Genomic DNA, 25,842 nt, shown 5'->3' with positions numbered 1-25,842 from the left:
CTGCGTTAGTCCTTCTGGAATAACGAGTCCAGGCTAAGCCCCTGCTGGCGAAGCATATCGCGTAAGCGCTTGAGAGCCTCTACCTGGATTTGGCGGACCCGTTCACGGGTCAGACCGATCTCGCGGCCGACATCTTCCAGCGTAGCTGGTTCATGCCCCATCAGGCCAAAACGTCGGGCCAGAACTTCCCGTTGCTTGGTATTGAGGCCTTTCAACCAGTCGACTATGTGTTGCCGCATATCGTCGTCCTGCAATGCCCCTTCGGGATCATTATCATTGTCATCAGACAGAATGTCGACCAGCGCCTTATCATTATCGCCGCCGAGCGGTGTATCAACAGAGGCAACCCGCTCATTGAGGCGTAGCATCTTCGTTACGTCTTCTACCGGCACATCCATTTTTTCGGCAATGTCTTCAGCCGTAGGTTCGTGATCCAGTGTGTGGGCCAGTTCCCTGGCTGCGCGCAGGTAGGTGTTAAGCTCTTTGACCACATGAATAGGCAAGCGAATGGTACGCGTCTGATTCATAATGGCGCGTTCAATCGTTTGCCGGATCCACCATGTGGCGTATGTTGAAAAACGAAAACCGCGCTCCGGATCGAACTTCTCTACTGCCCGGATCAGACCCAGGTTACCTTCTTCCACCAGATCCAAAAGGGCAAGGCCCCGGTTGGTATAACGCCGGGCAATTTTCACGACCAGCCGCAAGTTACTTTCAATCATACGCGCCCGCGCTTTCTCATCGCCCTTTAAAGCAAGGCGCGAGAATTTTACTTCTTCTTCTGCGGTTAAAAGTGGTGAGTAGCCAATCTCGCTCAAATAAAGCTGGGTAGCATCCATTTTGCGCTGATAGCCGGCGCCATTGGCAATAATATCATCAAAATCCGTGTCTGCTGTAGCGGTGGCAGCTTCTTTTTCGCCGTTGGCTTTAGATGCCACATTCTGTTCTTCGATACGCCCCGTATCGTCATTACTGCGACTCATTGTTTCCCCCGGGGTAAATAGTGTCTCGGATTTACTGACTTGCCGCGGAAGCGCACCTCAAAATGAAGCTTAACCTGCTCCGCGTCAGTGTCTCCCATACGGGCAATTTCATCTCCAGCGTTCACCCACTGTTGTTCTTTCACCAGCAACTCCTGATTGTGGGCATACGCAGTAATATAATCATCGTTATGTTTCATTATGATTAAATTACCGTACCCTTTTAATGCGTTACCGGCATATACAACTTTTCCGGCAGCGGCAGCATAAACGGGATCATTTCGCTGACCGGCAAAATCAAGACCTTTGTTCCCTGCTTCAGCAGTGGAAAACTCTCGAATCACTTTGCTCCTGACCGGCCATTGCCAGCGAATTGCATTGCTGTCCGGAAACTTTTCAGCCGGGCTGCGGGGCACCGGGGTTACCGATGGTTGTTTCGCAACCGGCCGCACAACTTTTTTGTTACGTTCTTTTGTAAGGTACCCTTTATTTTCATCATGTTCAAGGGCTTGCCCTGATTTCGCAACCCTAGCTTTAAGCCGCAGCACCTGACCTGGGTATATCGTGTACGGTTCAGCCAGTTCATTGTAACGAGCCAGGGTGCGCACATCCTGATCGGCGCGAAAGGCTATAGAGTATAAAGTATCGCCTGGTTTAACCTGGTAGGTCGGCGATGACAACGTCGCCCGTTCGTAATCAAGGATCGAGTTACCGCTATAGACTTTCTTTACCGGCGCCGCATCTTCGCGCTGAGCACAACCGCTCAGCGCCATAAACGCCATAAGTGCTATAACTATCAGAATCAGTCGGTTACAGGGTCCAGACATAGGCCACTACGGCGACAAGCACCATCCCCCATCCAATTCGATCAACATAGGTGCGCAGTTTAACTGCCATCTTGGGCCCGCCGGTACGCAGCAACCAGGCCACCAAAAAAAATCGCAGACCCCGGCTGAGGATCGACCCCAGAACAAATGGAATGAAAAGGACCTGCAGCATCCCACCGGTTACCGTGAATAATTTGTACGGTAACGGCGAAAAACCGGCAATGAAGATAATCCAGAAACCGTACAGCTGAAACCAGTTCGTAACCGTTGCCAGTTTATCTTCGTAGCCAGCCCATTCAATCAATGGCATTACCAGCGGTTCAAATGCCCAGTAACCGAGCCAGTAACCTACTATGCCGCCCAGCACTGAGGCTATGGTGGTTATAGTCGCAAAGTACCACGCCCGCTGCGGCTGTGTCATCGACATCGGTGCCAGCATTACGTCCGGTGGAATGGGAAATATCACGGATTCGCTGAAGCTGATACCCATCAGAATGAAAGGTGCCCGACGATGCTGTGACCAGCGTAAAACACTGTCATACAACCAGCTGAATAATTTCACGACAGCGCTCCCGGAACCAGCGGTACAAATTTTACCGCGCCCAATAGCTTCTGCTCAAAATCATCGCCAAAACGCCGGATAACGTAAAGCCGTTGCGTGGTGGTGCCGACCGGTATGATCATCACCCCACCATCGTTGAGTTGAGCCATTAAATCACTTGGGACATCACTGGCTGCTGCGGTAACAACAATACCGTCAAATGGCGCTTTACTACGCCACCCCTGCCAGCCGTCGCCATGGCGCATAGAGATATTATGCAGATCCAGTTTCTTAAGACGTCGTTTCGCCTGATACTGCAATTCAGCGATACGCTCGACCGAATGCACCTGCTCAACTAACTGGGCCAGAATCGCAGTCTGATAGCCACTGCCAGTACCTATTTCCAGTACTTTCTGGCAATGGTGCTGCATCAATAGCTGCGTCATTGAGGCAACCATCAGTGGCTGTGAAATAGTCTGCCCTTTACCGATTGGCAAGGCGGTATTTTCGTAGGCTTTATGCGCCAGCGACTCCGGCATGAAAAGATGCCGTGGCGTCTGCTCCATCACCCGCAGAACGCGTTCATCGGTGATCCCTTCTGTGCGTAGCCGCTCGGTTAAACGGCGAGCCATTCCCTGAAAGTTCTGAATCATGATTTATTAACTGTCAGCCAGTTTGATAACGTATCCTGATGGGTTTTCGCGGTCATGTCGAGACTCAACGGTGTAATTGATACATAACCTTCTCTTACGGCATGAAAATCAGTACCCTCGGCATCATCCTGATGGCCACCAATGGGGCCGTACCAGTAGATATCACGGCCAAAGGGATCTTTATCCTGCACCATGGTCTCGGCCCGATGGCGCCGCCCCAAACGAGTAACTCGTGTACCCTTGAGCTGGTCGTAAGGTACCGACGGCACGTTAATATTCAGAATGGTATCCATCCGCAACGGTTTATCGGCCATTTTATTGACGATGTCGGCTACCACCTGTGCGGCTGTTTCATAATAATCATGACCACGGGAGCCCATCGAAACAGCTATAGACGGCAAGCCCATATAGCGCCCTTCCATCGCCGCCGCCACAGTGCCGGAATACAGCACATCGTCGCCCATATTAGGGCCGTCGTTAATTCCTGACACGACCAGGTCAACGTCGTCGGCAATTGGCGAGTTAGTCCCCAGGTGCACACAGTCTGTAGGGGTGCCGGTCAGCGAGTAAAAGCCGTTCGGCAGCCGCTGAACCCGTAACGGATTATGTAGCGTCAGAGAGTTACTGGCGCCACTGCAATTGCGATCCGGAGCGATCACCCGCACCTCGGCGATATTTTTTAACGCGTCGTAAAGTGCTTCAATCCCCGGAGCATGCACTCCATCATCATTACTGACTAATAACTTCATCATGGGCTAACTTACCTCAGTAACTGTTCTTCAAATTGAGTGGTTATTAATTCCCGCAAAATGCTAGTGGCGAAACTTCCTTTTGGCAGCTCAAACCGCAATTCTGCTGTGGTTTCGTCAAGCGGGCGGAATTCGGGCTGTTGCGGTCGCACCAGCAAGGGCCGGCGAGCGGCATCAACACGATGTTTCTGTAACCCGGTGACCAGTTCGGTGTGATTGCCCAGTACATCCGCCTCAAACTCTGCGATGGCGTGGCTGGAAATGCCACTGCCGCTGCCTGGCAATGGCGCTGATAGCTGTATATCACCCTCGGCATGGCGTGCCAGCAGCGATGGATCATCCGCTTCAGCAATAAAATACGACTGACTGCCGGTCAGGATCATGGCATCGCCAGGCTCAGGCATTAAGCGCCCGGCGCTGATGCGTGCCGATGCCACTTCATTAAATAAAAGCGCTCTGGCAGCAGATAGCAGAAGGCCCTGCTGAGTGCGACTTAAGCGCTGCCGCAACTGCCCGCGAAACCAGAGTTTTGCTTTCGCAATATTCTGTCCATTATGGCCAAATCGCTGGGCGCCAAAATAGTTTGGTGCGCCTTTCTCACAGATCAGTTGCCAGCGGCGCTCTAATTCAGCAAGATCAGAAACCGCTTGCAGCCGCAGTACAAAAGCGTTGCCCTGATGGGTTCCGGTTTTAAGTTTGCGCGGCTGCAATAGCGCTTGAAGCACACTGAATTCATCATGTTTCAGATCCTGCCAGATCAGTAGCGGCTGACCTGGCAGCTGCACCGAAAACCACTGGCGGGTAACTGCGTGCCGATCTTTCATCCCGGCATAACTGACGTGGCGTTCGTTAACACCGGCGAATTTCGCCAGTTGCCCTGCCACATATGGCGTATTGGCACCGCGTTTTTCAACCCATAGCCACTGATGTTCACCGGCCTCTCCGGCCTGTGGTGTCAGTAATTCGGTAACCTCAAAGTGTTCCGGATGTTGCTTAAAACTGGCACTTACCGGTGACATCCCATGTAAGTAAGCCAGTTTTGCCTGGGTGTCGCCTGAAGTTCTATCAGTCACTAATTAACTCCTGGAGCAAAACCACGGCATGACAAGCGATACCTTCTTTGCGGCCAATATAGCCAAGTTGCTCGGTAGTGGTGGCCTTAACATTCACGGCATCAACGGGGAGACCAGTTAACGCGGCAATACGACGGCACATATCAGGAATAAAAGGCGCCAGCTTGGGCGCCTGGGCGACCACAGTGACATCAAGGTTATTCGGTCGCCAGCCACGCCGGGCTACCAGATCCACAACATGCTTTACTAATTCACCGCTATCAGCATTTTTAAACTTCACATCGGTGTCAGGAAAATGCTTTCCTATATCACCCAGCGCCGCAGCACCCAAGAGTGCGTCAGCCACCGCGTGTAAAATCACGTCACCATCGGAATGCGCGATCAGACCCTGGCTGTAAGCCACCTGAATGCCGCCTAAAGTTAATGGCCCTTCGCCACCGAATTTATGGACATCGAAACCGTGACCTATTCGCATTATTTCTCCTGCAGGATGAGTGATAAAAACGCCGCGGCGATCTGCTCGTCACCGGGATGAGTAATTTTTATATTGGTTCGTTTGCCCGCCACTAATAAGGGTTGCTCTCCGAGCAGCTCGAATACCGAGGCTTCATCGGTCAGTGCGGGATTATCCGTGCCCAGTTGCTGCAATCCGTTAATCAGGGCCTGCGCCGGAAATACCTGGGGTGTTAGCGCGTGCCAGAGCGCCTCACGCGAAACCGTACTGTTAATCCGCTGCTTCGTATCGGCGCGTTTCATTGTATCCGCTACTGGCAACGCTAAAACCGCGCCGGGGGCGCCAGCGAGGCCAGCATCCAACACAGCCGCAAGCTCCCCTGCCGACAAGCAGGGGCGTGCGGCGTCATGTACCAGAACGTGGCAAAAACCGTCGGCCGCCGCTGCTGTTGCCGCAGCCAAAACCGAAGCCGCCCGACTGTCGCCGCCGGTGACCCGAATAACCGGGATGGGCAAATTGAGCTTGAGTTGCGTAAACCACTTATCGTGTTCTGCCAAAGCCACATAGATAGCCTGTACCCGTTTATCCGCGGCTACCGCGTGGAGGCTATGCTCAAGCACGGAGTGGTCCAGCAATTGCAGATATTGCTTTGGCATTGCGGTTCGCATCCGGCTACCGATACCGGCAGCAGGGATTACCGCAGCGACAGAAGGTGCATCAGACATACTATTGAGGCTTCACCGGTACCAGCCGGAAAAAAGTTTCCTGGCGTTTAATTAAACCAAGTTCGTTGCGTGCCCGCTCTTCCAGTGCCACCTCACCTTCCCGCAAGTCGGCAATGTCCGCCGCCAGCACCTGATTGCGCTGTTTTAAGCGCATGTTGGTTTCGCTTTGCCGGGCCACATCCTGCTGCATCCGCCAGTAATCAGGCAGACTGTTTTTGCCAAACCACAGGCGATATTGAAGCCCTATCAGCAGCACTATGAGTATGAGTTTCAGCAGGCGCATGCGCATCCTCGCGTGATTCAATGCGGTCATTATGAAGCCTTAGCCAGCCAGTGAAAAGGCCTTTCCGCGATTTGTCACTTTTCTGTTAGTATACCCGGCTAGTAGCTAAGACCAAGTCGATTTTATAATTCGCGATTATTGCCAGTGGAAGCTCATGGATTATTTCTGGATTTTTCTGATTATTTTTAGCGGTGCGTGCTTACAAGGAATCACCGGCTTTGGCTCAGGGCTGGTCGCAGTGCCGCTACTGAGCCTATTGTTACCCCTTACGGTTATTACCCCACTCCTATCGGTAATTAATCTCACGCTGGCAATATATCTGGGGTGGGTGCTCCGGCGGTATATCAGCGTTAGTAAGTGGCAGCCGTTGCTGGTAACAGGGGTTATCGGCACCCTGGCTGGAAATTATGCCCTCGCCTTTTATGACCTTATATTATTGCAACAAGCTATGGCTGTGGCTGTCATTGTGGTGGCAGTAATATTCTGGTTGGGGTTTCAGTTCCATACGCGAGGAACACCCGAGCAACAAGGTTTTACTGGTTTACTGGCCGGGTTTGGTAATGGTGCCCTCACGCTGGGTGGACCGCCGGTGGTACTCTTTCTGACCAGTCACCGGCTGGACCGGTTGTCGTTCCGGGCTACTCTGGCACTATTTTTTCTGGTTCTGGCTGTGACCAACGTCACTTCTTTCGCGGTACGCGGCATTTATCAACCTGAATTGCTGCCGATATTAGTTGTACTGCTTGTTGGCGCGCTTAGTGGCGCCTGGCTGGGCCATTACCTGAGTCCTAAGCTATCAGAAGACGTATTCAGAAAACTGACCTTAGGCCTGGTCATGGTGGCAGGTTTTGTTGCCCTGGTTACCAGCTGACTGTGGTCGCCAGCAATACTTCCCGTAAAGTCAGGGTACGCGGATCAATGCGGCCTTTATGGTTCCACTGGTGACCACAAAAAGCCGGTTTGAGGGAGCTGCTATCAGGCTTAACGATAATTAGATGCGCACTTTCAGGCTCCAGGCAATCGCCCTGAAAGCTAAACCAGCCATACTGATTTAAATGTACTCGCTCCGCGGACAAATCAATGCGATCAATAGAATCAAGCACGACCCGTTGTAAGCGCGGATCAAAGTCAAGCACCGGCACCACATGGCCAAGACGCCCGGCACTGCTCGTTAACCAGTTATAGACACGCTTCGGTTGACTCTGGGTGCGGTTCAGACGACTTTGTTGGGGAGCCTGCCAACTGGCATTCTGGCTATCGAGAGTATAGGGTGCGTCGCAGCTAAGCATGCCCCGGGCAGCGCGTTGTACGTAATAAGGGACGCTGCGCAACCGCCGTTGCAAGCCAGGCAGGCTGGTGGCAGGTGATTGCGCCAGGTAATTCAGTTCCCGCTCATATAAAGCGGTACAGAGTTCAGAGAATGAATCAGGGGAAGCACCGGCAGGAAGATCCTGCCGGCTCAGGGACTGAAAGATGTCGCCTTGCATACTCACCCCGCTTGCCGCTGGCCAGGCTTAATCAGCTGCGCGAACTTCCGCTCGTCCCCGGTATGGGGCGGCGTCTTTGAGTTGTTCCTCAATACGTAACAGCTGGTTGTATTTGGCAACCCGGTCAGACCGACACAGCGACCCTGTCTTAATCTGCCCGGCTGCAGTGCCAACTGCCAGATCGGCTATAGTGGCATCTTCCGTTTCACCGGAGCGGTGTGAAATCACAGCGGTAAAGCCGGCATCGTGAGCCATGCGAATCGCCGCCAGGGTTTCACTCAGGCTACCGATCTGATTAAACTTAATCAGAATCGAATTACCTATGCTCTGGTCAATGCCACGCTTGAGGATTTTTGTATTCGTTACAAATAAGTCATCGCCAACCAACTGAACTTTATTACCCAGACGTTCGGTCAGAACTTTCCAGCCATCCCAGTCACTTTCATCAAGGCCGTCTTCAATCGATATAATCGGATAGCGCTGACATAAGCCGTCAAGATAGTCTGCAAAACCTGCAGCATCAAATTGCTTATCTTCACCGCTTAAATGATATTGACCGTCACGATAAAACTCAGACGCAGCACAATCCAGTGCCAGGGTAATATCAGTACCCATCCGGTAACCGGCCTTTTCAACGGCTTCAACAATAACAGTCAGAGCTTCTTCGTTGGACGCCAGGTTCGGTGCAAAACCTCCTTCATCTCCTACCGCTGTGCTCAGACCACGATGCTGTAAGACACCTTTAAGTGCATGAAATACTTCAGCGCCCATACGTAGGCCTTCACGGAAGTTTTTTGCTCCTACCGGCTGGATCATAAACTCCTGAATATCGACGTTATTATCAGCATGTTCACCGCCGTTAAGAATATTCATCATCGGCAGCGGCATGCTGAACTGGCCAGCGGTTCCGTTCAGTGCGGCAATATGCTGATACAACGGAATACCGGTACTCTGCGCAGCGGCTTTAGCGGTTGCCAGAGATACAGCCAGAATCGCATTAGCACCCAGTTTTTCTTTATTCTCAGTGCCATCGAGCGCAATCATGATGTCGTCAACGCGCTGCTGATCACTTGCTTCAACGCCAAGCAAGGCAGGCCCAATCAAATCATTGACGTTGGCAACTGCCTGTTGCACGCCTTTGCCCAAATAACGCTTTTTATCACCGTCACGCAGTTCCAGCGCCTCGCGCGACCCTGTAGAGGCGCCACTTGGTGCTGCTGCGCGGCCCCAGCTGCCATCCTGCAGATGAACGTCTGCTTCAACGGTCGGGTTACCGCGTGAATCCATAATTTCACGAGCTACAATGTGACTGATTGTTGCCATGCGCTGCTAATGCTCCTGTATTTTTTACCAATTAACTACGACGTTTTTTCTGATAGATTCCGGCCGCTTCAATAAAGCCTCGGAACAACGGATGCCCGTCGCGTGGCGTTGAAGTAAACTCCGGATGAAACTGAGCTGCCACAAACCAGGGATGATCCGGTAACTCGATAATCTCTACCAGACGGTTGTCATGGGACCAACCGGAAATCTTCAGACCAGCGGCTTCCAGCTGCTCAATATAGTGACCATTGACTTCATAGCGGTGGCGATGGCGCTCACGGATGCTATCTTCACCGTATAACTTATGCGCCGTGGTGCCGGCTACCAGGTTACAGGCCTGCGCGCCTAAGCGCATCGTGCCACCCAAGTCTGAGCTCTGATCGCGTAGTTCTTTCTGGCCTTTTTCGTCCATCCATTCGGTGATCAGGCCGACCACCGGATGCTTCGTTTTCAGATTAAATTCAGTACTATCGGCGTCCGGGAGACCAATTACATTGCGAGCGTATTCAATAAGGGCGATCTGCATACCCAGACAAATCCCCAAATACGGGATTTTCTGCTCTCGAGCATACTGAGCCGCCATAATTTTGCCTTTAATACCGCGCTCGCCGAAGCCTCCGGGGACAATAATAGCGTCCACGTCAGCCAGTTTGGCTACGCCTTTGCTTTCGACATCCTGAGCATCGATATAACGGATATTTACTACCAGCCGATTCTTCAGGCCGGCATGGGATAATGCCTCGTTTACTGACTTATAGGCATCCGGCAGTTCAATATACTTACCGACAAAGCCAACGGTGACTTCACCACTGGGATTCGATTCCTGATACAGCACCTGTTCCCATTCTGACAAATCCGCTTCAGGGCGATCGAGGCGGAAACGGCTGACGATAATTTCATCCAGCCCCTGTGATTTAAGAATAGCCGGGATCTTGTAGATACTGTCGACATCTTTAAGACCGATAACCGCACGCTCTTCAACATTAGTAAACAAGGCAATTTTGGCTCGTTCATTGGCTGGAAGCGCACGATCGGAACGGCAGATAAGGATATCTGGCTGGATACCGATAGAACGAAGTTCTTTTACTGAGTGCTGGGTCGGTTTAGTTTTAACCTCGCCCGCGGCGCCCAGAAATGGCACCAGAGTCAGGTGCATGAACAAGGTACGATCGCGCCCTACTTCAGTACCAAGCTGACGGATGGCTTCAAGAAACGGCTGTGACTCGATGTCACCAACGGTGCCGCCAATTTCGATCATCGCGACATCATAGCCTTCAGCGCCATCAACGATACGGCGTTTAATTTCGTTGGTAATATGCGGGATAACCTGAATAGTGGCGCCAAGGAACTCGCCCTTGCGCTCACGGCGGATAATATCTTCGTATACACGCCCGGCAGTAAAGTTATTTTTCTTCGACATCCGGGTGCGGATAAAACGTTCATAATGTCCAAGATCAAGATCAGTCTCGGCGCCGTCTTCGGTGACAAACACCTCGCCGTGCTGAATCGGGCTCATGGTGCCCGGATCGACATTAATGTAGGGATCAAGTTTAAGGATCGTGACCTTAAGGCCACGGGCTTCAAGTATTGCCGCCAGCGACGCTGCAGCAATGCCTTTGCCCAGCGAAGATACAACACCGCCGGTGACGAAAATGTAATTAGTTGTCATGCGAGACCTAAATCGTCAGGTTAATTAGAGAATTGCTTCAAGACGGGAAAATAGTATACGCGAGCAGCGGTGCTCCGACAATTTAAAAAACCATTAACTGTCCGGCAATACTTTTGCTGCTTGCCAATAAAGCTCCAGTTCAGTCAGTGTCAGCTGCTCTGGTTGCCTGCCCTGCTCACGCAGACGGCCTTCGATATGCTGAAAACGGCGCTTGAATTTGGTATTGGTCCGACGCAGAGCCTGTTCCGGATTCACCTGGGCGTGACGCGCCAGATTCACCACGGCAAACAGTAAATCACCAATTTCTGCTTCCACAGCGTCCTGATCCACTGATTCTGTCTCTAGTTCCGCCATGGTCTCAGCGAGCTCTTCCCGAACCTTATCGGCTACAGGTTCGATTTGCGGCCAGTCAAAACCCACAGTAGCGGCACGTTTCTGCAGCTTTTGGGCAGTAAGGATAGCCGGTAAATTCGCCGGAATACCGTCAAAAACGGTTTCGGTCTGCCCTTTCTCGCTACGCTCCTGCTGTTTAATACGCTCCCACTGCGCCTTAATCTCAGCGTCGCTCTGCGTGTTACTGTCGCCGAATACATGAGGATGGCGTCGGATCAATTTAGCGGCTGTCTGTGCCGCCACTTCATCAAAAGTAAAGTCGCCCTGCTCGGCAGTCAGTTGGCTATAAAACACCACCTGAAATAACAAATCACCGAGCTCATCTTTTATCTCAGCAAGATCGCCCCCGGTGATCGCAGCCGCTACCTCATAGGCTTCCTCAATCGTATAGGGAATGAGGCTGGTCAAGGTCTGCTGCAAATCCCACGGACAGCCGCCCGCCGGATCACGCAGTCGCCGCATAACCTCCAATAATTCGCCAACCCCCGGGTAGTGCGCTGTCTGTTCGCTCATTTTGTCGTCCTGGTAACCTTATGAATACTTTTTAGCTGCTGTAGCCGGCTGATAATGCGCTGTAAGCCCTGATTGCTGTCAATTAACACGCCAAGCAAGATCCGCGCTTGCTGAGCGGCGCTGTCCGTGGTGGTTTCAAGCTGGGTAACGCTGGCTTTTTCATTTGCCAGGATACTGGTTATATCATGCAACAAACCGTTCCGGTCATCCGCTTCGATCAGTAGGTCAGCACGGTAACTGGTTTGTTCCTGCTGGCTCCAGCTTACCGCCAGCCCACGCTCAGGATGCACCTGAAGCAAATGCTGCAACTGTTCACAATCCTGCCGATGAACGGAGACTCCCCGCCCCTGCGTGACAAAGCCTAAAATCGGTTCGCCGGGTAACGGCTGACAGCAGCCAGCAAATTGCACCAGCAAATTACCGATACCCTGCACGCGCACGTCACTTTGTTTACCGGCACTGCGTTTGGGCTTGCGGGCGGTCAGCCGCTCCAACCGCTCGCTGGTGGCATCACTGGCCGGACGCAGTTGATTGACCACCTGATGCAAGCGGACATCTCCGGCACCCACAGCGGCACAGAGATCGTCGATATGCTGCAGGTTAAATCGTTCTAATACCTGGGCAGCCTGAGCCAGTGGCAGCGATAACTTATTCAGTTCGCTCTCCAGCAGCTCTTTGCCCAGCTTAATGTTTTTATCGCGATCGAGTTTCTTAAAGTAGGTCTGAACCTTACTGCGGGCACGGGCAGTATTCAGATAACCAAGCCCAGGGTTAAGCCAATCACGGCGTGGTTTTTCTTCTTTTTGGGTAAGAACTTCGACCCGCTCACCATTCTTCAGCTGATAGGTGAAAGGCACTATATGGCCATCGACCTTGGCCCCCACGCAGCGATGTCCGACCCCGGAATGGATGTAATAGGCGAAATCTAAAGGGGTCGCACCGCTGGGTAAGTCAATCACCTCGCCCTTTGGCGTGAATACGTAAACCCGGTCTTCAAATACCTGTGAGCGGATTTCGGCTACCAGCTCGTCGTTTTCCGCCATATCCTCGTGCCAGGCCAGCAGTTTTCGTAACCAGGCTATCTTTTCTTCAAAGCCGTGCCGGCGACTCGTACCCGCGCCTTCTTTATAGAGCCAGTGCGCGGCTACACCTAATTCGGCATCGTCGTGCATGTCTGCGGTGCGGATCTGAATCTCAATATGTTTGCCTTCCGGCCCAATCACCACAGTGTGGATCGACTGATAGCCATTGGCTTTTGGGGTGGCTATATAGTCATCGAATTCAGAGCGGATGTGACGGTACCGGCTATGCACTACTCCCAGTGCTGCGTAGCAGTCTTTCAGTGATTCAGTCACAATCCGGACTGCACGGATATCGTACAATTGGGTAAAGTTCAGATGCTTTTTATGCATCTTGCGCCAGATTGAGTAAATATGCTTTGGCCGCCCGTAGACTGAAGCGTTAACGCCTTGCGCGCTGAGATCCCGGTTGACCGCGGAAACGAAATCCTCAATGTAATGCTGCCGATCAACCCGCCGCTCGTGCAACTGGCTGGCAATAGTTTTATAGGTCTGCGGATGCAGATAACGGAAAGCAAGATCTTCAAGCTCCCACTTCATCTGTCCGATGCCCAGCCGGTTCGCTAGCGGCGCATAGATTTCCTGACTTTCTTTGGCTGCCAGCACCCGGATTTCTTCGTCCAGATCCTTGACCAGGCGTAAATAACATATGCGTTCAGCTAACTTGATCAGCACCGCCCGCACATCTGCAACCATAGCGAGCAACATGCGGCGCACGTTGTCGATCTGCACGGCATCGGGTTTGCCATGTTGAAAATGTTGTAACTCACTGATGCTTTGCATCTGCCGCACGGCCTGCAGTAATTTGAGTAGCCCTTTGCCGCTGGCGGCGATGACTTGTTCGTCGGAAATCAAACCGGCTTCATAGGCAGGGGTGTATAAGGCAGCCAGTAATGACTCTTGATCCAGATTTAATTCAATCAGGATCTCGGCCATTTCCTGGCCTTTCAGATAGTGCTGGCTCTGTTTATCACACCAGGTCAGTAACTTGCTGGCATGCTGCTCAAGTTCCTGGCGGCGTTCCTGCGGGTGCAGTCGGGCCAACCAGTCACCAGTATTCTGACCGGGTTTGTCAACATGGGTAGCGCGGACAAAGACCACTCGCAGTTACCTCCTTTCAAACCAGCATAGCGTTTCAATGTGATGGGTCTGAGGAAACATGTCAACTATCTGAGCCTGCCGCAACTCATAACCTTTTGCTATAAGTAATGCCGTATCCCGGGCCAACGTATCAGGCGCGCAGGAAACATAGATAATTCGCTGCGGCTGACGGATAGCAATCTCAGTAATAGCGCTGGCAGCCCCCTGGCGGGCCGGATCCAGCAATACCTTCGCCACCGGTTGCCCGGTAAGCGATGGATGCTGCCAGGGTTGCTCCAGGTCTGCACAGACGGCTTCGAGCTCAACTTCAGCACGACTGGCATTTTTGGCAAGTTGCGCGACCATACTGGCGACGCCTTCGACCGCCGTAACCCTGGCCCCTGTACAGGCCAGTGGAATACTAAAATTGCCACTGCCGGCAAAAAGATCAAGAATTACCTCGCCCGGTTGTGGATCCAGCCAACGCATTGCCTGCGCCACCAGGTACTGATTAAGCTCGGCATGAGCCTGCAGGAAATTACCCGGGGTAAAGCTTAATTCGAAACCGGCACTGTGATAAACCGGCGCGGCTGGCTCAGTAGCGTCTTTGCTTGCCAGGCGTACTGGTTCACCGGTAGCTTCCTGCAACCAAATCTGAACCCGCTGCTGTGCGGCAAAATCCTGTAGCAGCTGGTGATCCTCTGCTGCTGCCGCAGCCTGCAGGCGCAACAAAACCAGGCGTTGATCCGCAGCGGCAATTAATTCGATATGACCAAGATCACGCACCGACTTTAACCGGGCCAATAATTGCCGCAACGGCGCCAACAAAGGGTTTAACTGATCGGACAAGACCAGACAATGGTCGATCTCAATAATGGTCTTACTGCCCCGCGCCCGAAAGCCCAGTCGCAGTTGCTGTCGTTTCGGATCCCAGTGCACGGCCAGCCGGGTTCGGTGGCGGTAATTCCAGGCGGCCGCCGTCATTGGCTCCTGCCAGTTAACTGCCGTGATACCGGCGAACTTCTGTAGCAGCTCACTAACTACCTGCTGTTTATGCTGCCGTTGCGCGGCCAACTGCAGATGCTGCAGATCACAACCGCCACAAGAGGAATAGAACCGGCAGGGTGGCGTTACCCGTAACGGGCTTTCTTTATGAATGGCAGTCAGATTGCCTTCGTATTTAGCCGTCGGCTGAAAACTGATGAGTTCACCAGGCAAAGCCCCTGCAACAAATCGAACGCCTTTATCGGTACGCACGATGCCACGCCCCTGATGATCGAGGCCCGTTACCTGTTGGTTACGACTTAGTGGTTGGGGCGCCTTGGTGCGCTGCGGAGGTCGGTAAATACGGGCCATGGCAAACTTATAGCTGAGCCTGGATGCGCGCCTGCACCATCAGCTGTTTCATGTCACGGACAGCACAATCCAGCCCCACCAGTACCGCCCGGGAAATAATCGCATGGCCAATGTTTAATTCAGTAATCTCAGGTAACGCGGCGACCGCGGCGGTATTGGTGTAGTGCAAACCGTGTCCGGCGTTAACCTGCAGGCCCTCTGCCTGAGCGTATTTGGCAGCATCATGCAGCAGCAATAAGGCGTGCTTGGTTGTCGCGCGGGTTGGTTGCTGCGCATAAGAACCGGTATGCAATTCAATAATGGGCGCGCCGACTTCAAATGCTGCGTCGATCTGGGCTTTGTCCGGATCAATAAATAAAGAAGGGATAATCCCGTCTTCCATCAGCCGGTCGATAGCGGCCTTAATCTTTTCTTTCTGCCCGATAACATCCAGCCCGCCTTCGGTGGTCAGCTCTTCACGGCGCTCAGGAACCAGACAGCAATAACTCGGGCGAATGCGACTGGCGATAGTCAGCATCTCATCAGTCACCGCCATTTCCAGGTTCATGCACGTCTGCAGAGTTTTGGAAAGGATTTCCACATCGCGGTCACTGATATGACGTCGGTCTTCGCGCAAATGGATGGTAATACTATCTGCGCCGGCTTGCTCTGCGAGCGTAGCAGCACTAACCGGATCAGGATAGGTACCGCCGCGGGCGTTGCGCAGGGTGGCTATATGATCGATGTTCACGCCAAGCAGAATCGGTTCGCTGGAAGGTGCGTAATCCATATCAATAATCCTTAAACTGAGCGAATAACTGGCGACTGCGTAATGGCTTGTCACCAAGAAAGGGATGCAAAGCTTGCCGCATCAACCGCTTAAATGAGTTTAGCAGCTGTTGATCCTGTAACTCAAACGCAGCCATGCGGATAATATCTTCGCCACGAAAGCTCGTTGGCGTCATCGCTGGTAACGGCACAAATCCAGCGTCCGGAATAAACTGATAATTACTGTCAGCGCGGATCGGTGCAGACTGCGTATCCTGATGCCAGTCAAAGCCATGTCCGAGGTGACAAAGGAGTTGCCATTCAAAGCGCCGCAGTAAGGGTTCGACCTGGTCAGTCACCGCCAGCAGCTCCAGGCTTTGCTGGTAATCATTAAATAATCCGTCAACGGACTGATAAGATGACGTCAGTCGTTGGATGAGCTCATTCAGGTAAAAGCCTGAATACACCCGTTCACCGGCTAAGGGAATGTGCGCGCCGGCCAGCTCTGCCTGAGTTAAGGTTTGCAATTCATGGCGTCCGCGGGTTTCGATCAGCAGTGGCGTGAAGGGCTGCAGAATACTTCGCCAACGACTTTTCGGGCGCCGGGCACCCTTTGCTATAGCCCGGAATTTGCCCTGCTCGGCACTATAAAATTCACACAGCAGTCCGGTATCCTGATAGGGCCAGCGATGCAATACAAACGCCGGTTCCATCCCAGTTAATCCTCCTGGTAACCCAAACTGCGCAGGGCCCGTTCGTCATCGGCCCAGCCCGACTTCACTTTAACCCAGAGTTTCAGTAATACTTTGCCATCAATCAGACTTTCCAGATCGCGCCGTGCTTCGGTGCCTATGGTCTTCAGTTTGGCACCGCCAGCGCCGATAATCATCCGTTTCTGCCCTTCCCGTTCGACCAGAATGAGCGCGTGAATATGGGTGGTGCCATTGGGTGCTGTTTTAAACTGCTCAATTTCGACCGTGGTGCTGTAGGGCACCTCTTCGCCGGTAAAACGCATGAGCTTTTCACGAACAATTTCGGCCGTCATGAAACGCACCGAGCGATCCGTAACATAATCATCAGGATAATGGTGTGCACCCGGACGCGCGTAATTGTGCACCAGCTTGCGCAGTGCCTCGACCTGATCACCGGTCTCGGCGGATAAAGGAACTATTTCGACAAAATCATGCCGCTGTGCCAGTTGCTGTAATTGCGGCAACAGGCTGGCTTTGTCCTTCACCTGATCAATCTTATTGACCACCAGTATCACCGGGCGCTGAATTTTCTTCAGCTTGTTCAGCACCATTTCATCATCAGTGCTCCAGCGGTTCACTTCAACCACAAACAACACCACTTCAACGCCGCTCATTGAGCTGGCGGCAGTCCGGTTCATCAACCGGTTAATGGCTTTTTTCTCATCCTGATGCAGCCCTGGCGTATCGACATAAACAATCTGGCGATCGCCTTCAGTTTCAATACCCAGAATACGGTGACGGGTAGTCTGAGGTTTGCTTGAGGTAATACTGATTTTCTGGCCGAGAATGCGGTTAAGCAGCGTTGACTTGCCCACATTGGGACGGCCAACGATAGCGACAAACGCAGATTCAGACTGAAATTCGGCTTCATTCATTATTTAGTATCCTGTTGCAACAACGCGGCTAACGCCAGGGTTGCGGCATGTTGTTCTGCTTTGCGGCGGCTGGTGCCGGTACCCGTTACTGGCTGCGCCAATCCGGTCACTTTGCAGCTTACGGTAAATTGTTGGTTATGAGCCTGCCCCTGGGTAGCTACCACCTCGTAATCAGGTAAAGGCAACTGAAGGCCCTGCAAATATTCCTGTAACCGGGTCTTCGGATCTTTATGTCCGGCACCGGGCTTGATGGTCGCTAAATCTTTTTCAAACCAGTTCAGCACCACTCGCCGGCAGCTTGCCAGATCACTTTCCAGATACATTGCTCCTAATAGCGCTTCAACACCATCAGCCAATATAGACTCACGTCGGAAGCCTCCACTTTTGAGTTCACCGGGGCCAAGTACCAAATGCGCTCCAAGCTTAAATCGCTGAGCCAGTTTAGCCAGAGAGCGACCACAAACTAAGGTCGCCCGCATCCGGCTCAGGTCGCCTTCATCGATGTTCGGAAAGCGTTCGTAGAGCGCTTCGCTGATAATAATACCAAGCACTGAGTCACCCAGAAACTCCAGTCGCTCGTTGTGCTGAGCGGCGGCGCTTCGATGCGTCAGCGCCTGCTGCAACAAGGCGGCATCCGAAAACTGATAGCCCAGAGCGCGTTCCAGCTCGGCAATCGGCGGCTTAGGTAAGCTCACTTAATGCACCTGTCCCAGGCGGCTCCAGCGAATACCAGTCGGAATCCATTCTGGTAACAGGCTATTGCGATCGCGATCCATTTCAAAACTCATCCAGATAAATACCGCGCGGCCAACCAGATTATCTTCCGGCACAAAGCCCCAGTAGCGGCTATCCTCCGAGTTATCACGGTTGTCGCCCATAAAGAAGTATTCGCCCTCAGGCACAATCCATTCATCGATGGCAGTGCCATCCTGCTGTAAATAAAAACGTGTTCGCGGCGCTACGCTCGGGTCAATTAAAATCTCATGGCTGACTTCACCGATTTGCTCACGGTAGCGCTCAAGTGGCTGTGAACCACTAAAATAAACGATATCCTGCTGGGCCACGTTCTCGCGAATCACGCGCGCCTGCGGACAAACGGTACTCTCATTCACACAAGGCGGCTCAAGATAAAGTGTCTTGTTGCGATAAATAATACGATCACCGGGCAGACCGATGATACGTTTAATGTAGTCAACTTCAGGCGTCGGCGGATACTTAAAAACCGCAATCTCACCGCGCTTGGGCTTATTCATTTCCATGAGCTCAGCCCGCCAGACCGGATCTCGCAGGCTATAACTAAACTTCTCAACCAGGATAAAGTCACCCGCCAGCATCGTTGGCATCATGGACGCTGACGGAATCCGGAATGGTTCCCACAGAAAGGTCCTGAGCAACAGGATAATGAGTAGAATCGGAAATACTGACTGCGCAAACTCAGCAATTTTACCTTGCGGAGCTATGCGCTCACGCGCCTGCTCGTCCAGCTTCTGCTGTAGCCGCTGTTCTTCTTCAGCAATGCGCTGCCGCCGGGCACTTTTTTTATAGCGGGCATCATACCACCAGATAATACCGGCCAGCAGTGTAATAACTGTCAGCAGAACAGAGTAAAAGTTTGCCATTGATTGTTCCTGTTATTATTTTCCAACTTTTAGTACGGCTAAGAAGGCCTCTTGCGGTACTTCTACGTTACCCAGCTGCTTCATCCGCTTTTTACCTTCTTTTTGCTTCTGCAGCAGTTTCTTCTTCCGGCTTACATCACCACCGTAACACTTAGCAGTTACATTTTTACGAAGCTGCTTAACTGTGGTCCGGGCAATAACGTGGTTACCGATTGTCGCCTGAATGGCGATATCGAACATCTGCCGCGGAATGAGTTCCTGCATTTTATCGACCAGCTGGCGACCCCTGCTCTGGGAATTGTCGCGATGGGTGATCATCGCCAGCGCATCAACCCGCTCACCGTTAATCAGTACGTCAACCCGGACCATGTCAGCTTCCTGAAAACGCTTAAACTGATAATCCAGAGAAGCGTAACCACGACTGGTCGACTTCAGGCGGTCGAAGAAGTCCATCACAACTTCAGCCATAGGCAACTCATAAGTCACCGCAACTTGCTTGCCGTGATAGGCCATTTTGGTCTGCATTCCACGCTTATCTACACAAAGCGTTATTACATTACCCAGATATTCCTGGGGCACCAGAATATTGGCTTCAACGACCGGCTCATAAATCGTTTCAATGTCATTGACTGGCGGCAGATTAGTCGGGTTGTCCACCTTCACTTCGACGCCATCTTTGCGCACAACTTTGTAGACTACGGTTGGTGCAGTGGTGATCAGATCAATATCGTATTCACGCTCAAGCCGCTCCTGAATAATTTCCATGTGCAGCATGCCGAGGAAACCGCAACGGAAACCAAAACCCAAAGCACTGGAGTTTTCCGGCTCATAAAATAATGAGGCGTCATTCAGTGAAAGTTTACCCAAGGCGTCCCGGAAGCTTTCATAGTCATCGGAGGATATTGGAAACATTCCTGCGTAAACCTGAGGTTTTACTTTCTTAAAGCCAGGTAATGGCGCGCTGGCTGAGTTTTTTGCCAGCGTCAGGGTATCTCCCACCGGTGCTCCAAGAATATCTTTGATACCGGCAATAACAAAGCCTACTTCCCCGCAACGCAGGATACCGGTTTCGGTTGGTTTGGGTGAGAAAAAACCGACTTTGTCGATCTGATGCGATTGCCCGGTCGACATCACTTTCATTTTATCACCGGCACGCAATATGCCGTTTTTAACGCGCACCAGGGACACGACACCCTGATAATTATCGAACCATGAATCAATAATAAGTGCTTGTAGAGGTTCTTCGGCATTACCCTGAGGCGCAGGAATTTGCGTGACAATACGTTCCAGTACGTCATCAATACCAAGGCCGGTTTTCGCTGAACACTGCACCGCATCAACGGCTTCGATGCCGACAATATCTTCAATTTCTTCAGCCACGCGCATCGGATCGGCCTGCGGCAGATCAATTTTATTCAGTACCGGCACGACCTCCAAATCCATATCCAGGGCCGTGTAGCAGTTCGCCAGGGTTTGCGCTTCGACGCCCTGCGCCGCATCAACCACCAGTAAGGCCCCTTCACAACCAGCCAGGCTGCGCGATACTTCATAGGAGAAGTCGACGTGCCCCGGGGTGTCGATGAAGTTGAGCTGATAAGTCTCACCATTTTTAGCGGTGTAATGTAAGGTTACGCTCTGCGCTTTGATGGTGATACCGCGTTCCCGTTCAAGGTCCATGGAATCCAATACCTGCGCAGCCATTTCACGATCGGCCAGACCACCGCAGTGCTGGATAAGACGATCGGATAAGGTAGATTTGCCATGATCAATATGCGCAATAATTGAAAAATTACGAATATTTGCTTGATTAAACGCCCGTTCTGGCATCAACGCCCCCGCAAAAAGCTATAAGAATACGACAATAACCGGAGATCATACTGATTCTGCGGCACGGAACAAAGGAATTTCGGGAGATTTCAGGTGATTTGCTGAACACTGAGTAGTTGGGTGACCTGTACATCACGCAAATGCAGCCACCGCCGCACCAACCAGAAGCTCGCACCAAAAGTCAGCAGCGAGCCGAGTATAGCCTGACCTTCCGGCCATTCCAACGCCTGCGTAAGCAGTATTGCACTGAGTAAAAGAACCAGAATCGGCACCATGTAAATAAGTAGCGAGAATCGGGTCAGTACCGCTTCCGGCAGGAGTAATTCCACCTGCTGCCCAACCATAAAATCGCCCGGCGGGCGCTGCACGAGAAACTCAGCACGACGGTCAGAGAAAGCCTTTGAAACAATACCGGCACCGCAAGTCGATTGTTGCTTGCAACCTGAGCAACCTGTTTTCAACTCTGTGGTCACTTGCAGCGAGTCTGGGTGAATCGCTGTGATCTGAGCAACTTCCCGAATCATAATTAATTTACCGCAGTTTTTGTGGTACTGATATTTTCAGCTATCCGTCGCAACGTATCAAGCGGTAGCTTACCCACTACCGTCACCGAATGGCCGTTAATGATAGCGTTAATAAAAGACTCCGGCCCTTCGAAGGCCAACGGCGGTAATCCCTGCTCACTGGCTTCCGACAGATACACGGAGACATCCGTCAGACCGTCGCTATAGAGAAAATAATCAGCGGCAACCTGGGTTTCATATAAATATCTGCGATTACTGCGCTGTAGCTCAAAGCCGGCCGGCATCCAGCCAGGAACCAAGCCCAGCTGTGCGGGCGAAACCGGCCGGCTGTCATGCAGCCGCGGGGGGCGCTGCACGCCACGCAGGTCGTTCAGGGAAACCGGCAGTTCAGCGCGTTGCTGAAATGATGTCAGCTGGATCTGCTCAAGAATCTCGCCTTGCGGCGTCATCATTTGCATCTTCATTAACATGCCGCTCTCGCGATCAACCCACAGACTATAGTGATAACGGCTGTTATCACGGCTAACCAGACGCAGGTACTGGGTTTCGCGCCCAGTCACGCGCATACCCCGGCCTGCCAGAACCTGATAATAGGGCTGTAACCGCTCAAACTTATCGTAAAATGCGGCTGGCAGTAGTCCATAAGTGACATCGCTTTGCAGCGAGTAAGAATTATCTGTGGGCTGGAAGTAATAGGAGGTATGGTCGCCAAGCCGGAGAATACGGATATCAGCACCATTTAAATAAATTAACAGTTCAACTTCGAGATCGTCAGTATGACGCCCGTGCATCCATAACATGGGTTGAATGCGATCGCCCTGAGTCTGCACCAAAGTTGCTTCAAAGTTGAGTCTGCGCAGCGCTTCCGACATACGATCAAACCAAATCATGCCGGCATTTTCCGCGCGTTCTACACTATCATTGGCCTGCTCTGGTTGCTGAGCCAGAGCATTCCCACTAACGACTAAGCAAAAGATTCCAAAAATACACCATTTAATTGTTGTCATTGCTATCGGCTTTCGGCTTTACCGGTGCGGCCGGAGAAACTTCTGGCTCGGCTTCAGACTGACGTTCCTGCAGTGACAGTTGCAACTGGTGCTGGTGGTCGCGCATATAAGCCTGCAGCAGCTGGCGCTGTTGCGCCAGCTCCGCCTGCGACGGGTTATTATCTTCAATTACGGTATTATAACTAACCGGATTACGGCCACCGAAAGGTGTGGTAACCAGGGTTGGCTCAACCCCATCAGTACCAGCTGGATCAATCAGCGGCTGCTGCACGGAAAGCACTGCAACGACTGCGACACTGGCAGCAATGGCGATACTACCGGCCGGCTTCAGCCAGCGGCTGGCCGCATCTATCAGAATGCCTCCAGAATTGCCTGCCGGGCGACCACGCTGACCAAAGTCAGGTTTAACCACAGTATCTTTAACTGCTGGCTCTGCGGCCAACCGCGAACGGATTTGAGCGCTGATATCCAGCGGTTGGTTCAGTTCCGCTTCACCGCGCATAACTTGTCCAATCAATGCATAACGTTGCCAGCTCTGGCAAGCCTCTTCATCGGCCAGCAGCACATCCAGCTCACTGGCCAATTGCTGTTGATCAGCAACCTGGTTATCCAGCAAAGCGGAGGTCTTTTCTAAGCGGCGATCTGACATATCATTTCCTCGAATCAAGTTAGCGCTCCAATAATGGGCGTAACTGTTGGTCTATTGCCTCACGAGCCCGAAATATACGGGATCGTACTGTACCTATAGGGCAATCCATTTCTATTGCAATTTCTTCATAACCTAAACCGTCAATCTCACGTAGTGTAATCGCACGACGAAGATCTTCGGGTAACCCATCAATGGTCCGCATAACCACATCGCGGATCTCATCCGTTAATAACAAATTTTCAGGAGTGGCGGTGTCTTTTAAAGCCCCGGCCCCCTCAAAATATTCAGCGTCGCTGGCGTCCACGTCACTGGCCGGCGGCTTTCGCCCCTGCGAGACCAGATAGTTTTTCGCCGTGTTGACGGCAATGCGATACAACCAGGTGTAAAAGGCACTGTCACCCCGAAAATTATCTAATGCCCGGTATGCCTTTATAAAGGCTTCCTGAGCAACATCCGGAACATCTGCCTGCTGTTTTACATAACGGGCGATAAGGCTCATGACTTTGTGCTGATACTTTTTAACGAGCAAATCAAAGGCTCGTTGATCACCCTGCTGCACTCGCTGCACTAAGGCGTTATCAGTTTCTGGTTCACTCATTCGAGCCTGTACTCCTTAACTCCATACATTTCCAGGTTCCAGGCCCACTTTACAATTATTCCTAACTGCAAATTCTGACCGGCTTGTAAGTAAAAAGTTCGCAAAAATAATCAAAAAGAGTAAAATCGCTGCTATTCCGTTGTCATTTAAGCGATTTTTCGCTCTGTATCTTGCTCTAGGGCATTTCCATACTTTATGAAACAAACCAGTGATTATCAATGCGATGCACTCATTATTGGCAGTGGTGCGGCCGGTCTTACGCTGGCCTTGCAACTGGCAGATCACGCGCAGGTTGTCGTATTGTCGAAGGGCCCCCTTACTGAAGGCGCAACCTATTATGCTCAAGGCGGTATCGCCGCCGTATTCGACGAGAATGATAGCATTGAGAGTCATATTGAAGATACTTTAATTGCCGGTGCCGGACTCTGCGATCCCAAGGCGGTTGAATTTACTACCCGCCAGGCGAAAGAGTGCCTGCAGTGGTTGATTCAGCTGGGTGTGGACTTCGATCAGGAAGCGAATACGGACGGCGAAACCCGTTATCACCTGAATCAGGAAGGTGGCCACAGCCACCGACGTATATTGCACGCTGCAGATGCGACCGGCCGGGTAGTCGAAACAACTCTGGTTGACCAGGTCCGTCGTCACCCCAATATTCGTCTGTTTGAGCGCTATAACGCAGTCGACTTAATTACCCACAAACATATCGCCGCTGAACCCCGCTGCTATGGCGCTTATATATGGAATCGCCAGGCCGAGCGCGTGGAAACCGTCAGTGCACGTTTTGTCGCACTGGCCACCGGTGGCGCCAGTAAAGTGTACCAATATACCAGTAACCCGGATGTAGCCAGTGGTGATGGTATCGCCATGGCTTGGCGGGCAGGCTGTCAGGTCGAGAATATGGAATTTAACCAGTTCCACCCAACCTGCTTATTTCATCCTAAAGCCCATACCTTTTTGCTTACTGAAGCCTTGCGTGGTGAAGGCGCGGTGCTGAAACGCCCGGATGGCAGCCGTTTTATGCCCGATTTTCATCCTGATGCGGAACTGGCACCACGCGACATCGTCGCCCGGGCAATCGATTATGAAATGAAGCGCTTAGGCGCAAATTGCATGTATCTGGATATTTCCCATCAGTCCCCGGAATTTATTCGCAAGCACTTTCCAACTATTCATGATAAATGCCTGAGCCTCGGTATCGACATCAGTCGCGAGCCAATGCCGGTAGTTCCTGCTGCCCACTATACCTGTGGCGGCGTAAAAACTGATTTAAACGCCCGTACCAGCCTGCCCGGCCTTTATGCTATTGGTGAAGTTGCCTGTACCGGCCTGCATGGCGCGAATCGGATGGCGAGTAACTCGTTATTGGAGTGCGTGGTGTTTGCGCGGGCAGCGGCTAATGATATCCGCGATCAGCTGGCCGGAGTCTCATTACGTTGCGACCTGCCTGCCTGGGATGAAAGTAAGGTTATTAACTCAGATGAAGAAGTGGTTATTCAGCATAACTGGCACGAATTGCGCCTGTTTATGTGGGATTATGTTGGCATAGTTCGCACCAGCAAGCGTTTGCAGCGAGCACTCAACCGAATTGAACTACTGCAGCAGGAAATTCACGAATACTACAGTAACTTCCGCGTCAGCAACGATTTGCTGGAATTACGAAACCTGGTACAGGTCGCTGAACTTATAGTGCGCAGTGCGATGCAGCGTAAAGAAAGCCGCGGCTTACATTACAATCTCGACTATCCGGATAGCCACGAGCCGGCACTATCGACCGTACTCACGCCACAGGCAAAGTAACCGCGTTAACCGTCGGTAATCGGTTTCGCTCATCCAGTGGCGCCAGAACCATAACCACCGATACCGGCCGGAATCGGTATTGACCACTCGAAATACCGCGCACCATGGGCTTATCAAAATCGGCGCGTCGGTGCGCCAGCAATGTTGATCCAAATCTGCCAGACACACCCAAACGGCGGTATCCGTACTGATACCCCAGACCGAACTGCGCCGCTGCGTCCAGCGCCACGGCTGCAGTGAAATCTGCCACTGATGCCCA

Annotated in this window: 28 protein-coding genes; 2 read left to right on the top strand and 26 right to left on the bottom strand. The window is 52.1% G+C overall.

All coding sequences use genetic code 11. From position 1 onward, the window contains the following. Window positions 1-5: 5 nt before the first annotated feature. From rpoS to ftsB, 9 genes are read right to left on the bottom strand one after another with little or no spacing between them, the layout of a single operon-like run. Entirely contained in the window at window positions 6-983 is a 978-nt protein-coding gene (gene rpoS / locus R3196_RS00465) for an RNA polymerase sigma factor RpoS (RefSeq protein ID WP_318934641.1), read from the bottom strand. Further along, window positions 980-1,807 carry a peptidoglycan DD-metalloendopeptidase family protein gene (locus R3196_RS00460; RefSeq protein ID WP_318934640.1) on the bottom strand — a complete coding sequence of 276 codons (828 nt, stop codon included), beginning with the start codon at window positions 1,805-1,807 and terminating at the stop codon, window positions 980-982. Before R3196_RS00460 ends, rpoS begins: the two co-directional genes overlap by 4 nt. Next, entirely contained in the window at window positions 1,791-2,369 is a 579-nt protein-coding gene (locus tag R3196_RS00455; protein ID WP_318934639.1) for a YqaA family protein, read from the bottom strand. Before R3196_RS00455 ends, R3196_RS00460 begins: the two co-directional genes overlap by 17 nt. Further along, window positions 2,366-3,001, bottom strand: coding sequence for a protein-L-isoaspartate(D-aspartate) O-methyltransferase (locus R3196_RS00450; protein ID WP_318934638.1), 636 nt, complete (start codon window positions 2,999-3,001; stop codon window positions 2,366-2,368). The genes R3196_RS00455 and R3196_RS00450 overlap by 4 nt, the downstream gene beginning before the upstream one ends. After that, window positions 2,998-3,753, bottom strand: coding sequence for a 5'/3'-nucleotidase SurE (gene surE, locus R3196_RS00445; RefSeq protein WP_318934637.1), 756 nt, complete (start codon window positions 3,751-3,753; stop codon window positions 2,998-3,000). Before surE ends, R3196_RS00450 begins: the two co-directional genes overlap by 4 nt. An 8-nt stretch (window positions 3,754-3,761) precedes the next feature. Beyond that, entirely contained in the window at window positions 3,762-4,823 is a 1,062-nt protein-coding gene (truD, locus tag R3196_RS00440; protein ID WP_318934636.1) for a tRNA pseudouridine(13) synthase TruD, read from the bottom strand. After that, window positions 4,816-5,298: a 2-C-methyl-D-erythritol 2,4-cyclodiphosphate synthase gene (ispF, locus tag R3196_RS00435; RefSeq protein WP_318934635.1), complete on the bottom strand. Its 483-nt coding sequence runs from the start codon at window positions 5,296-5,298 to the stop codon at window positions 4,816-4,818. Before ispF ends, truD begins: the two co-directional genes overlap by 8 nt. Further along, on the bottom strand, window positions 5,298-6,002 hold the full coding sequence (ispD, locus tag R3196_RS00430) for a 2-C-methyl-D-erythritol 4-phosphate cytidylyltransferase (RefSeq protein ID WP_318934634.1): 705 nt from the start codon (window positions 6,000-6,002) through the stop codon (window positions 5,298-5,300). The genes ispF and ispD overlap by 1 nt, the downstream gene beginning before the upstream one ends. 1 nt (window position 6,003) lies before the next feature. Continuing rightward, window positions 6,004-6,285, bottom strand: coding sequence for a cell division protein FtsB (gene ftsB / locus R3196_RS00425; protein ID WP_318934738.1), 282 nt, complete (start codon window positions 6,283-6,285; stop codon window positions 6,004-6,006). A gap of 154 nt (window positions 6,286-6,439) precedes the next feature. Here ftsB and R3196_RS00420 point away from each other — a divergent pair, with 154 nt between their 5' ends. Next, the gene (locus R3196_RS00420) at window positions 6,440-7,156 is read left to right on the top strand and encodes a sulfite exporter TauE/SafE family protein (RefSeq protein WP_318934633.1); all 717 of its coding nucleotides are present in this window, start codon (window positions 6,440-6,442) and stop codon (window positions 7,154-7,156) included. On the opposite strand, the gene R3196_RS00415 is transcribed toward R3196_RS00420, so the two are convergent. The 16 genes from R3196_RS00415 to rpoE all read right to left on the bottom strand — a co-directional run bounded on the left by R3196_RS00415 (window position 7,146) and on the right by rpoE (window position 23,783). Continuing rightward, window positions 7,146-7,772 carry a hypothetical protein gene (locus tag R3196_RS00415; RefSeq protein WP_318934632.1) on the bottom strand — a complete coding sequence of 209 codons (627 nt, stop codon included), beginning with the start codon at window positions 7,770-7,772 and terminating at the stop codon, window positions 7,146-7,148. The genes R3196_RS00420 and R3196_RS00415 overlap by 11 nt on opposite strands. A gap of 27 nt (window positions 7,773-7,799) precedes the next feature. After that, window positions 7,800-9,095, bottom strand: coding sequence for a phosphopyruvate hydratase (gene eno, locus R3196_RS00410; RefSeq protein ID WP_318934631.1), 1,296 nt, complete (start codon window positions 9,093-9,095; stop codon window positions 7,800-7,802). Window positions 9,096-9,126: 31 nt separating this feature from the next. Then, window positions 9,127-10,764, bottom strand: a complete 1,638-nt coding sequence (locus R3196_RS00405; protein ID WP_318934630.1) for a CTP synthase — start codon at window positions 10,762-10,764, stop codon at window positions 9,127-9,129. Window positions 10,765-10,857: 93 nt separating this feature from the next. Beyond that, a complete protein-coding gene (gene mazG, locus R3196_RS00400) occupies window positions 10,858-11,670 on the bottom strand; it encodes a nucleoside triphosphate pyrophosphohydrolase (protein ID WP_318934629.1) in 813 nt (270 codons plus the stop codon). Beyond that, window positions 11,667-13,850 (bottom strand): GTP diphosphokinase, encoded by a 2,184-nt coding sequence (gene relA / locus R3196_RS00395; RefSeq protein WP_318934628.1) that lies wholly within the window; start codon window positions 13,848-13,850, stop codon window positions 11,667-11,669. Before relA ends, mazG begins: the two co-directional genes overlap by 4 nt. 6 nt (window positions 13,851-13,856) lie before the next feature. Continuing rightward, entirely contained in the window at window positions 13,857-15,185 is a 1,329-nt protein-coding gene (gene rlmD, locus R3196_RS00390; RefSeq protein WP_318934627.1) for a 23S rRNA (uracil(1939)-C(5))-methyltransferase RlmD, read from the bottom strand. Window positions 15,186-15,192: 7 nt separating this feature from the next. Next, the gene (gene pdxJ / locus R3196_RS00385) at window positions 15,193-15,954 is read right to left on the bottom strand and encodes a pyridoxine 5'-phosphate synthase (protein ID WP_318934626.1); all 762 of its coding nucleotides are present in this window, start codon (window positions 15,952-15,954) and stop codon (window positions 15,193-15,195) included. A 1-nt stretch (window position 15,955) separates the two neighbouring features. Beyond that, a complete protein-coding gene (recO, locus tag R3196_RS00380; RefSeq protein WP_318934625.1) occupies window positions 15,956-16,645 on the bottom strand; it encodes a DNA repair protein RecO in 690 nt (229 codons plus the stop codon). Window positions 16,646-16,650: 5 nt separating this feature from the next. Then, window positions 16,651-17,559, bottom strand: coding sequence for a GTPase Era (gene era, locus R3196_RS00375; RefSeq protein ID WP_318934624.1), 909 nt, complete (start codon window positions 17,557-17,559; stop codon window positions 16,651-16,653). After that, on the bottom strand, window positions 17,559-18,254 hold the full coding sequence (gene rnc / locus R3196_RS00370; RefSeq protein WP_318934623.1) for a ribonuclease III: 696 nt from the start codon (window positions 18,252-18,254) through the stop codon (window positions 17,559-17,561). Before rnc ends, era begins: the two co-directional genes overlap by 1 nt. Continuing rightward, on the bottom strand, window positions 18,255-19,178 hold the full coding sequence (gene lepB / locus R3196_RS00365; protein WP_318934622.1) for a signal peptidase I: 924 nt from the start codon (window positions 19,176-19,178) through the stop codon (window positions 18,255-18,257). Between the two features lie 15 nt (window positions 19,179-19,193). After that, window positions 19,194-21,005: a translation elongation factor 4 gene (gene lepA / locus R3196_RS00360; RefSeq protein ID WP_318934621.1), complete on the bottom strand. Its 1,812-nt coding sequence runs from the start codon at window positions 21,003-21,005 to the stop codon at window positions 19,194-19,196. An 89-nt stretch (window positions 21,006-21,094) separates the two neighbouring features. Further along, window positions 21,095-21,529 (bottom strand): SoxR reducing system RseC family protein, encoded by a 435-nt coding sequence (locus R3196_RS00355; RefSeq protein ID WP_318934620.1) that lies wholly within the window; start codon window positions 21,527-21,529, stop codon window positions 21,095-21,097. Between the two features lie 2 nt (window positions 21,530-21,531). Then, the gene (locus R3196_RS00350) at window positions 21,532-22,536 is read right to left on the bottom strand and encodes a MucB/RseB C-terminal domain-containing protein (RefSeq protein WP_318934619.1); all 1,005 of its coding nucleotides are present in this window, start codon (window positions 22,534-22,536) and stop codon (window positions 21,532-21,534) included. Continuing rightward, a complete protein-coding gene (locus R3196_RS00345) occupies window positions 22,523-23,185 on the bottom strand; it encodes a sigma-E factor negative regulatory protein (RefSeq protein ID WP_318934618.1) in 663 nt (220 codons plus the stop codon). Before R3196_RS00345 ends, R3196_RS00350 begins: the two co-directional genes overlap by 14 nt. 19 nt (window positions 23,186-23,204) lie before the next feature. Next, complete coding sequence (rpoE, locus tag R3196_RS00340) at window positions 23,205-23,783, bottom strand: RNA polymerase sigma factor RpoE (RefSeq protein ID WP_318934617.1); 579 nt, start codon at window positions 23,781-23,783, stop codon at window positions 23,205-23,207. Between the two features lie 195 nt (window positions 23,784-23,978). Here rpoE and nadB point away from each other — a divergent pair, with 195 nt between their 5' ends. Beyond that, complete coding sequence (nadB, locus tag R3196_RS00335; protein ID WP_318934616.1) at window positions 23,979-25,583, top strand: L-aspartate oxidase; 1,605 nt, start codon at window positions 23,979-23,981, stop codon at window positions 25,581-25,583. Here the strand turns inward: nadB and R3196_RS00330 are convergent. Then, entirely contained in the window at window positions 25,564-25,833 is a 270-nt protein-coding gene (locus tag R3196_RS00330) for a hypothetical protein (RefSeq protein ID WP_318934615.1), read from the bottom strand. The two genes, nadB and R3196_RS00330, sit on opposite strands and share 20 nt — an antisense overlap. Window positions 25,834-25,842 lie beyond the last annotated feature (9 nt).

Source organism: Pseudidiomarina sp. (assembly GCF_033722695.1).
Classification (GTDB): Bacteria; Pseudomonadota; Gammaproteobacteria; order Enterobacterales; family Alteromonadaceae; genus Pseudidiomarina.
The sequence above is the reverse complement of the archived record's forward strand: the minus strand, read 5'-3'. Positions and strand labels throughout refer to the sequence as shown.

Excerpts from the sequence above, each read along its gene's own strand:
- R3196_RS00355 (WP_318934620.1), bottom strand. The coding sequence starts at position 21,529 with ATGATTCGGGAAGTTGCTCAGATCACAGCGATTCACCCAGACTCGCTG.
- R3196_RS00405 (WP_318934630.1), bottom strand. The coding sequence starts at position 10,764 with ATGACAACTAATTACATTTTCGTCACCGGCGGTGTTGTATCTTCGCTG.
- recO (WP_318934625.1), bottom strand. The coding sequence starts at position 16,645 with ATGGAACCGGCGTTTGTATTGCATCGCTGGCCCTATCAGGATACCGGA.
- era (WP_318934624.1), bottom strand. The coding sequence starts at position 17,559 with ATGAATGAAGCCGAATTTCAGTCTGAATCTGCGTTTGTCGCTATCGTT.
- mazG (WP_318934629.1), bottom strand. The coding sequence starts at position 11,670 with ATGAGCGAACAGACAGCGCACTACCCGGGGGTTGGCGAATTATTGGAG.
- rpoS (WP_318934641.1), bottom strand. The coding sequence starts at position 983 with ATGAGTCGCAGTAATGACGATACGGGGCGTATCGAAGAACAGAATGTG.
- surE (WP_318934637.1), bottom strand. The coding sequence starts at position 3,753 with ATGATGAAGTTATTAGTCAGTAATGATGATGGAGTGCATGCTCCGGGG.
- nadB (WP_318934616.1), top strand. The coding sequence starts at position 23,979 with ATGAAACAAACCAGTGATTATCAATGCGATGCACTCATTATTGGCAGT.
- lepB (WP_318934622.1), bottom strand. The coding sequence starts at position 19,178 with ATGGCAAACTTTTACTCTGTTCTGCTGACAGTTATTACACTGCTGGCC.
- rlmD (WP_318934627.1), bottom strand. The coding sequence starts at position 15,185 with ATGGCCCGTATTTACCGACCTCCGCAGCGCACCAAGGCGCCCCAACCA.
- R3196_RS00450 (WP_318934638.1), bottom strand. The coding sequence starts at position 3,001 with ATGATTCAGAACTTTCAGGGAATGGCTCGCCGTTTAACCGAGCGGCTA.
- R3196_RS00415 (WP_318934632.1), bottom strand. The coding sequence starts at position 7,772 with ATGCAAGGCGACATCTTTCAGTCCCTGAGCCGGCAGGATCTTCCTGCC.
- R3196_RS00345 (WP_318934618.1), bottom strand. The coding sequence starts at position 23,185 with ATGTCAGATCGCCGCTTAGAAAAGACCTCCGCTTTGCTGGATAACCAG.
- ispF (WP_318934635.1), bottom strand. The coding sequence starts at position 5,298 with ATGCGAATAGGTCACGGTTTCGATGTCCATAAATTCGGTGGCGAAGGG.
- R3196_RS00350 (WP_318934619.1), bottom strand. The coding sequence starts at position 22,536 with ATGACAACAATTAAATGGTGTATTTTTGGAATCTTTTGCTTAGTCGTT.
- pdxJ (WP_318934626.1), bottom strand. The coding sequence starts at position 15,954 with ATGGATTACGCACCTTCCAGCGAACCGATTCTGCTTGGCGTGAACATC.
- ispD (WP_318934634.1), bottom strand. The coding sequence starts at position 6,002 with ATGTCTGATGCACCTTCTGTCGCTGCGGTAATCCCTGCTGCCGGTATC.
- lepA (WP_318934621.1), bottom strand. The coding sequence starts at position 21,005 with ATGCCAGAACGGGCGTTTAATCAAGCAAATATTCGTAATTTTTCAATT.
- R3196_RS00420 (WP_318934633.1), top strand. The coding sequence starts at position 6,440 with ATGGATTATTTCTGGATTTTTCTGATTATTTTTAGCGGTGCGTGCTTA.
- R3196_RS00460 (WP_318934640.1), bottom strand. The coding sequence starts at position 1,807 with ATGTCTGGACCCTGTAACCGACTGATTCTGATAGTTATAGCACTTATG.
- rpoE (WP_318934617.1), bottom strand. The coding sequence starts at position 23,783 with ATGAGTGAACCAGAAACTGATAACGCCTTAGTGCAGCGAGTGCAGCAG.
- eno (WP_318934631.1), bottom strand. The coding sequence starts at position 9,095 with ATGGCAACAATCAGTCACATTGTAGCTCGTGAAATTATGGATTCACGC.
- ftsB (WP_318934738.1), bottom strand. The coding sequence starts at position 6,285 with ATGCGCCTGCTGAAACTCATACTCATAGTGCTGCTGATAGGGCTTCAA.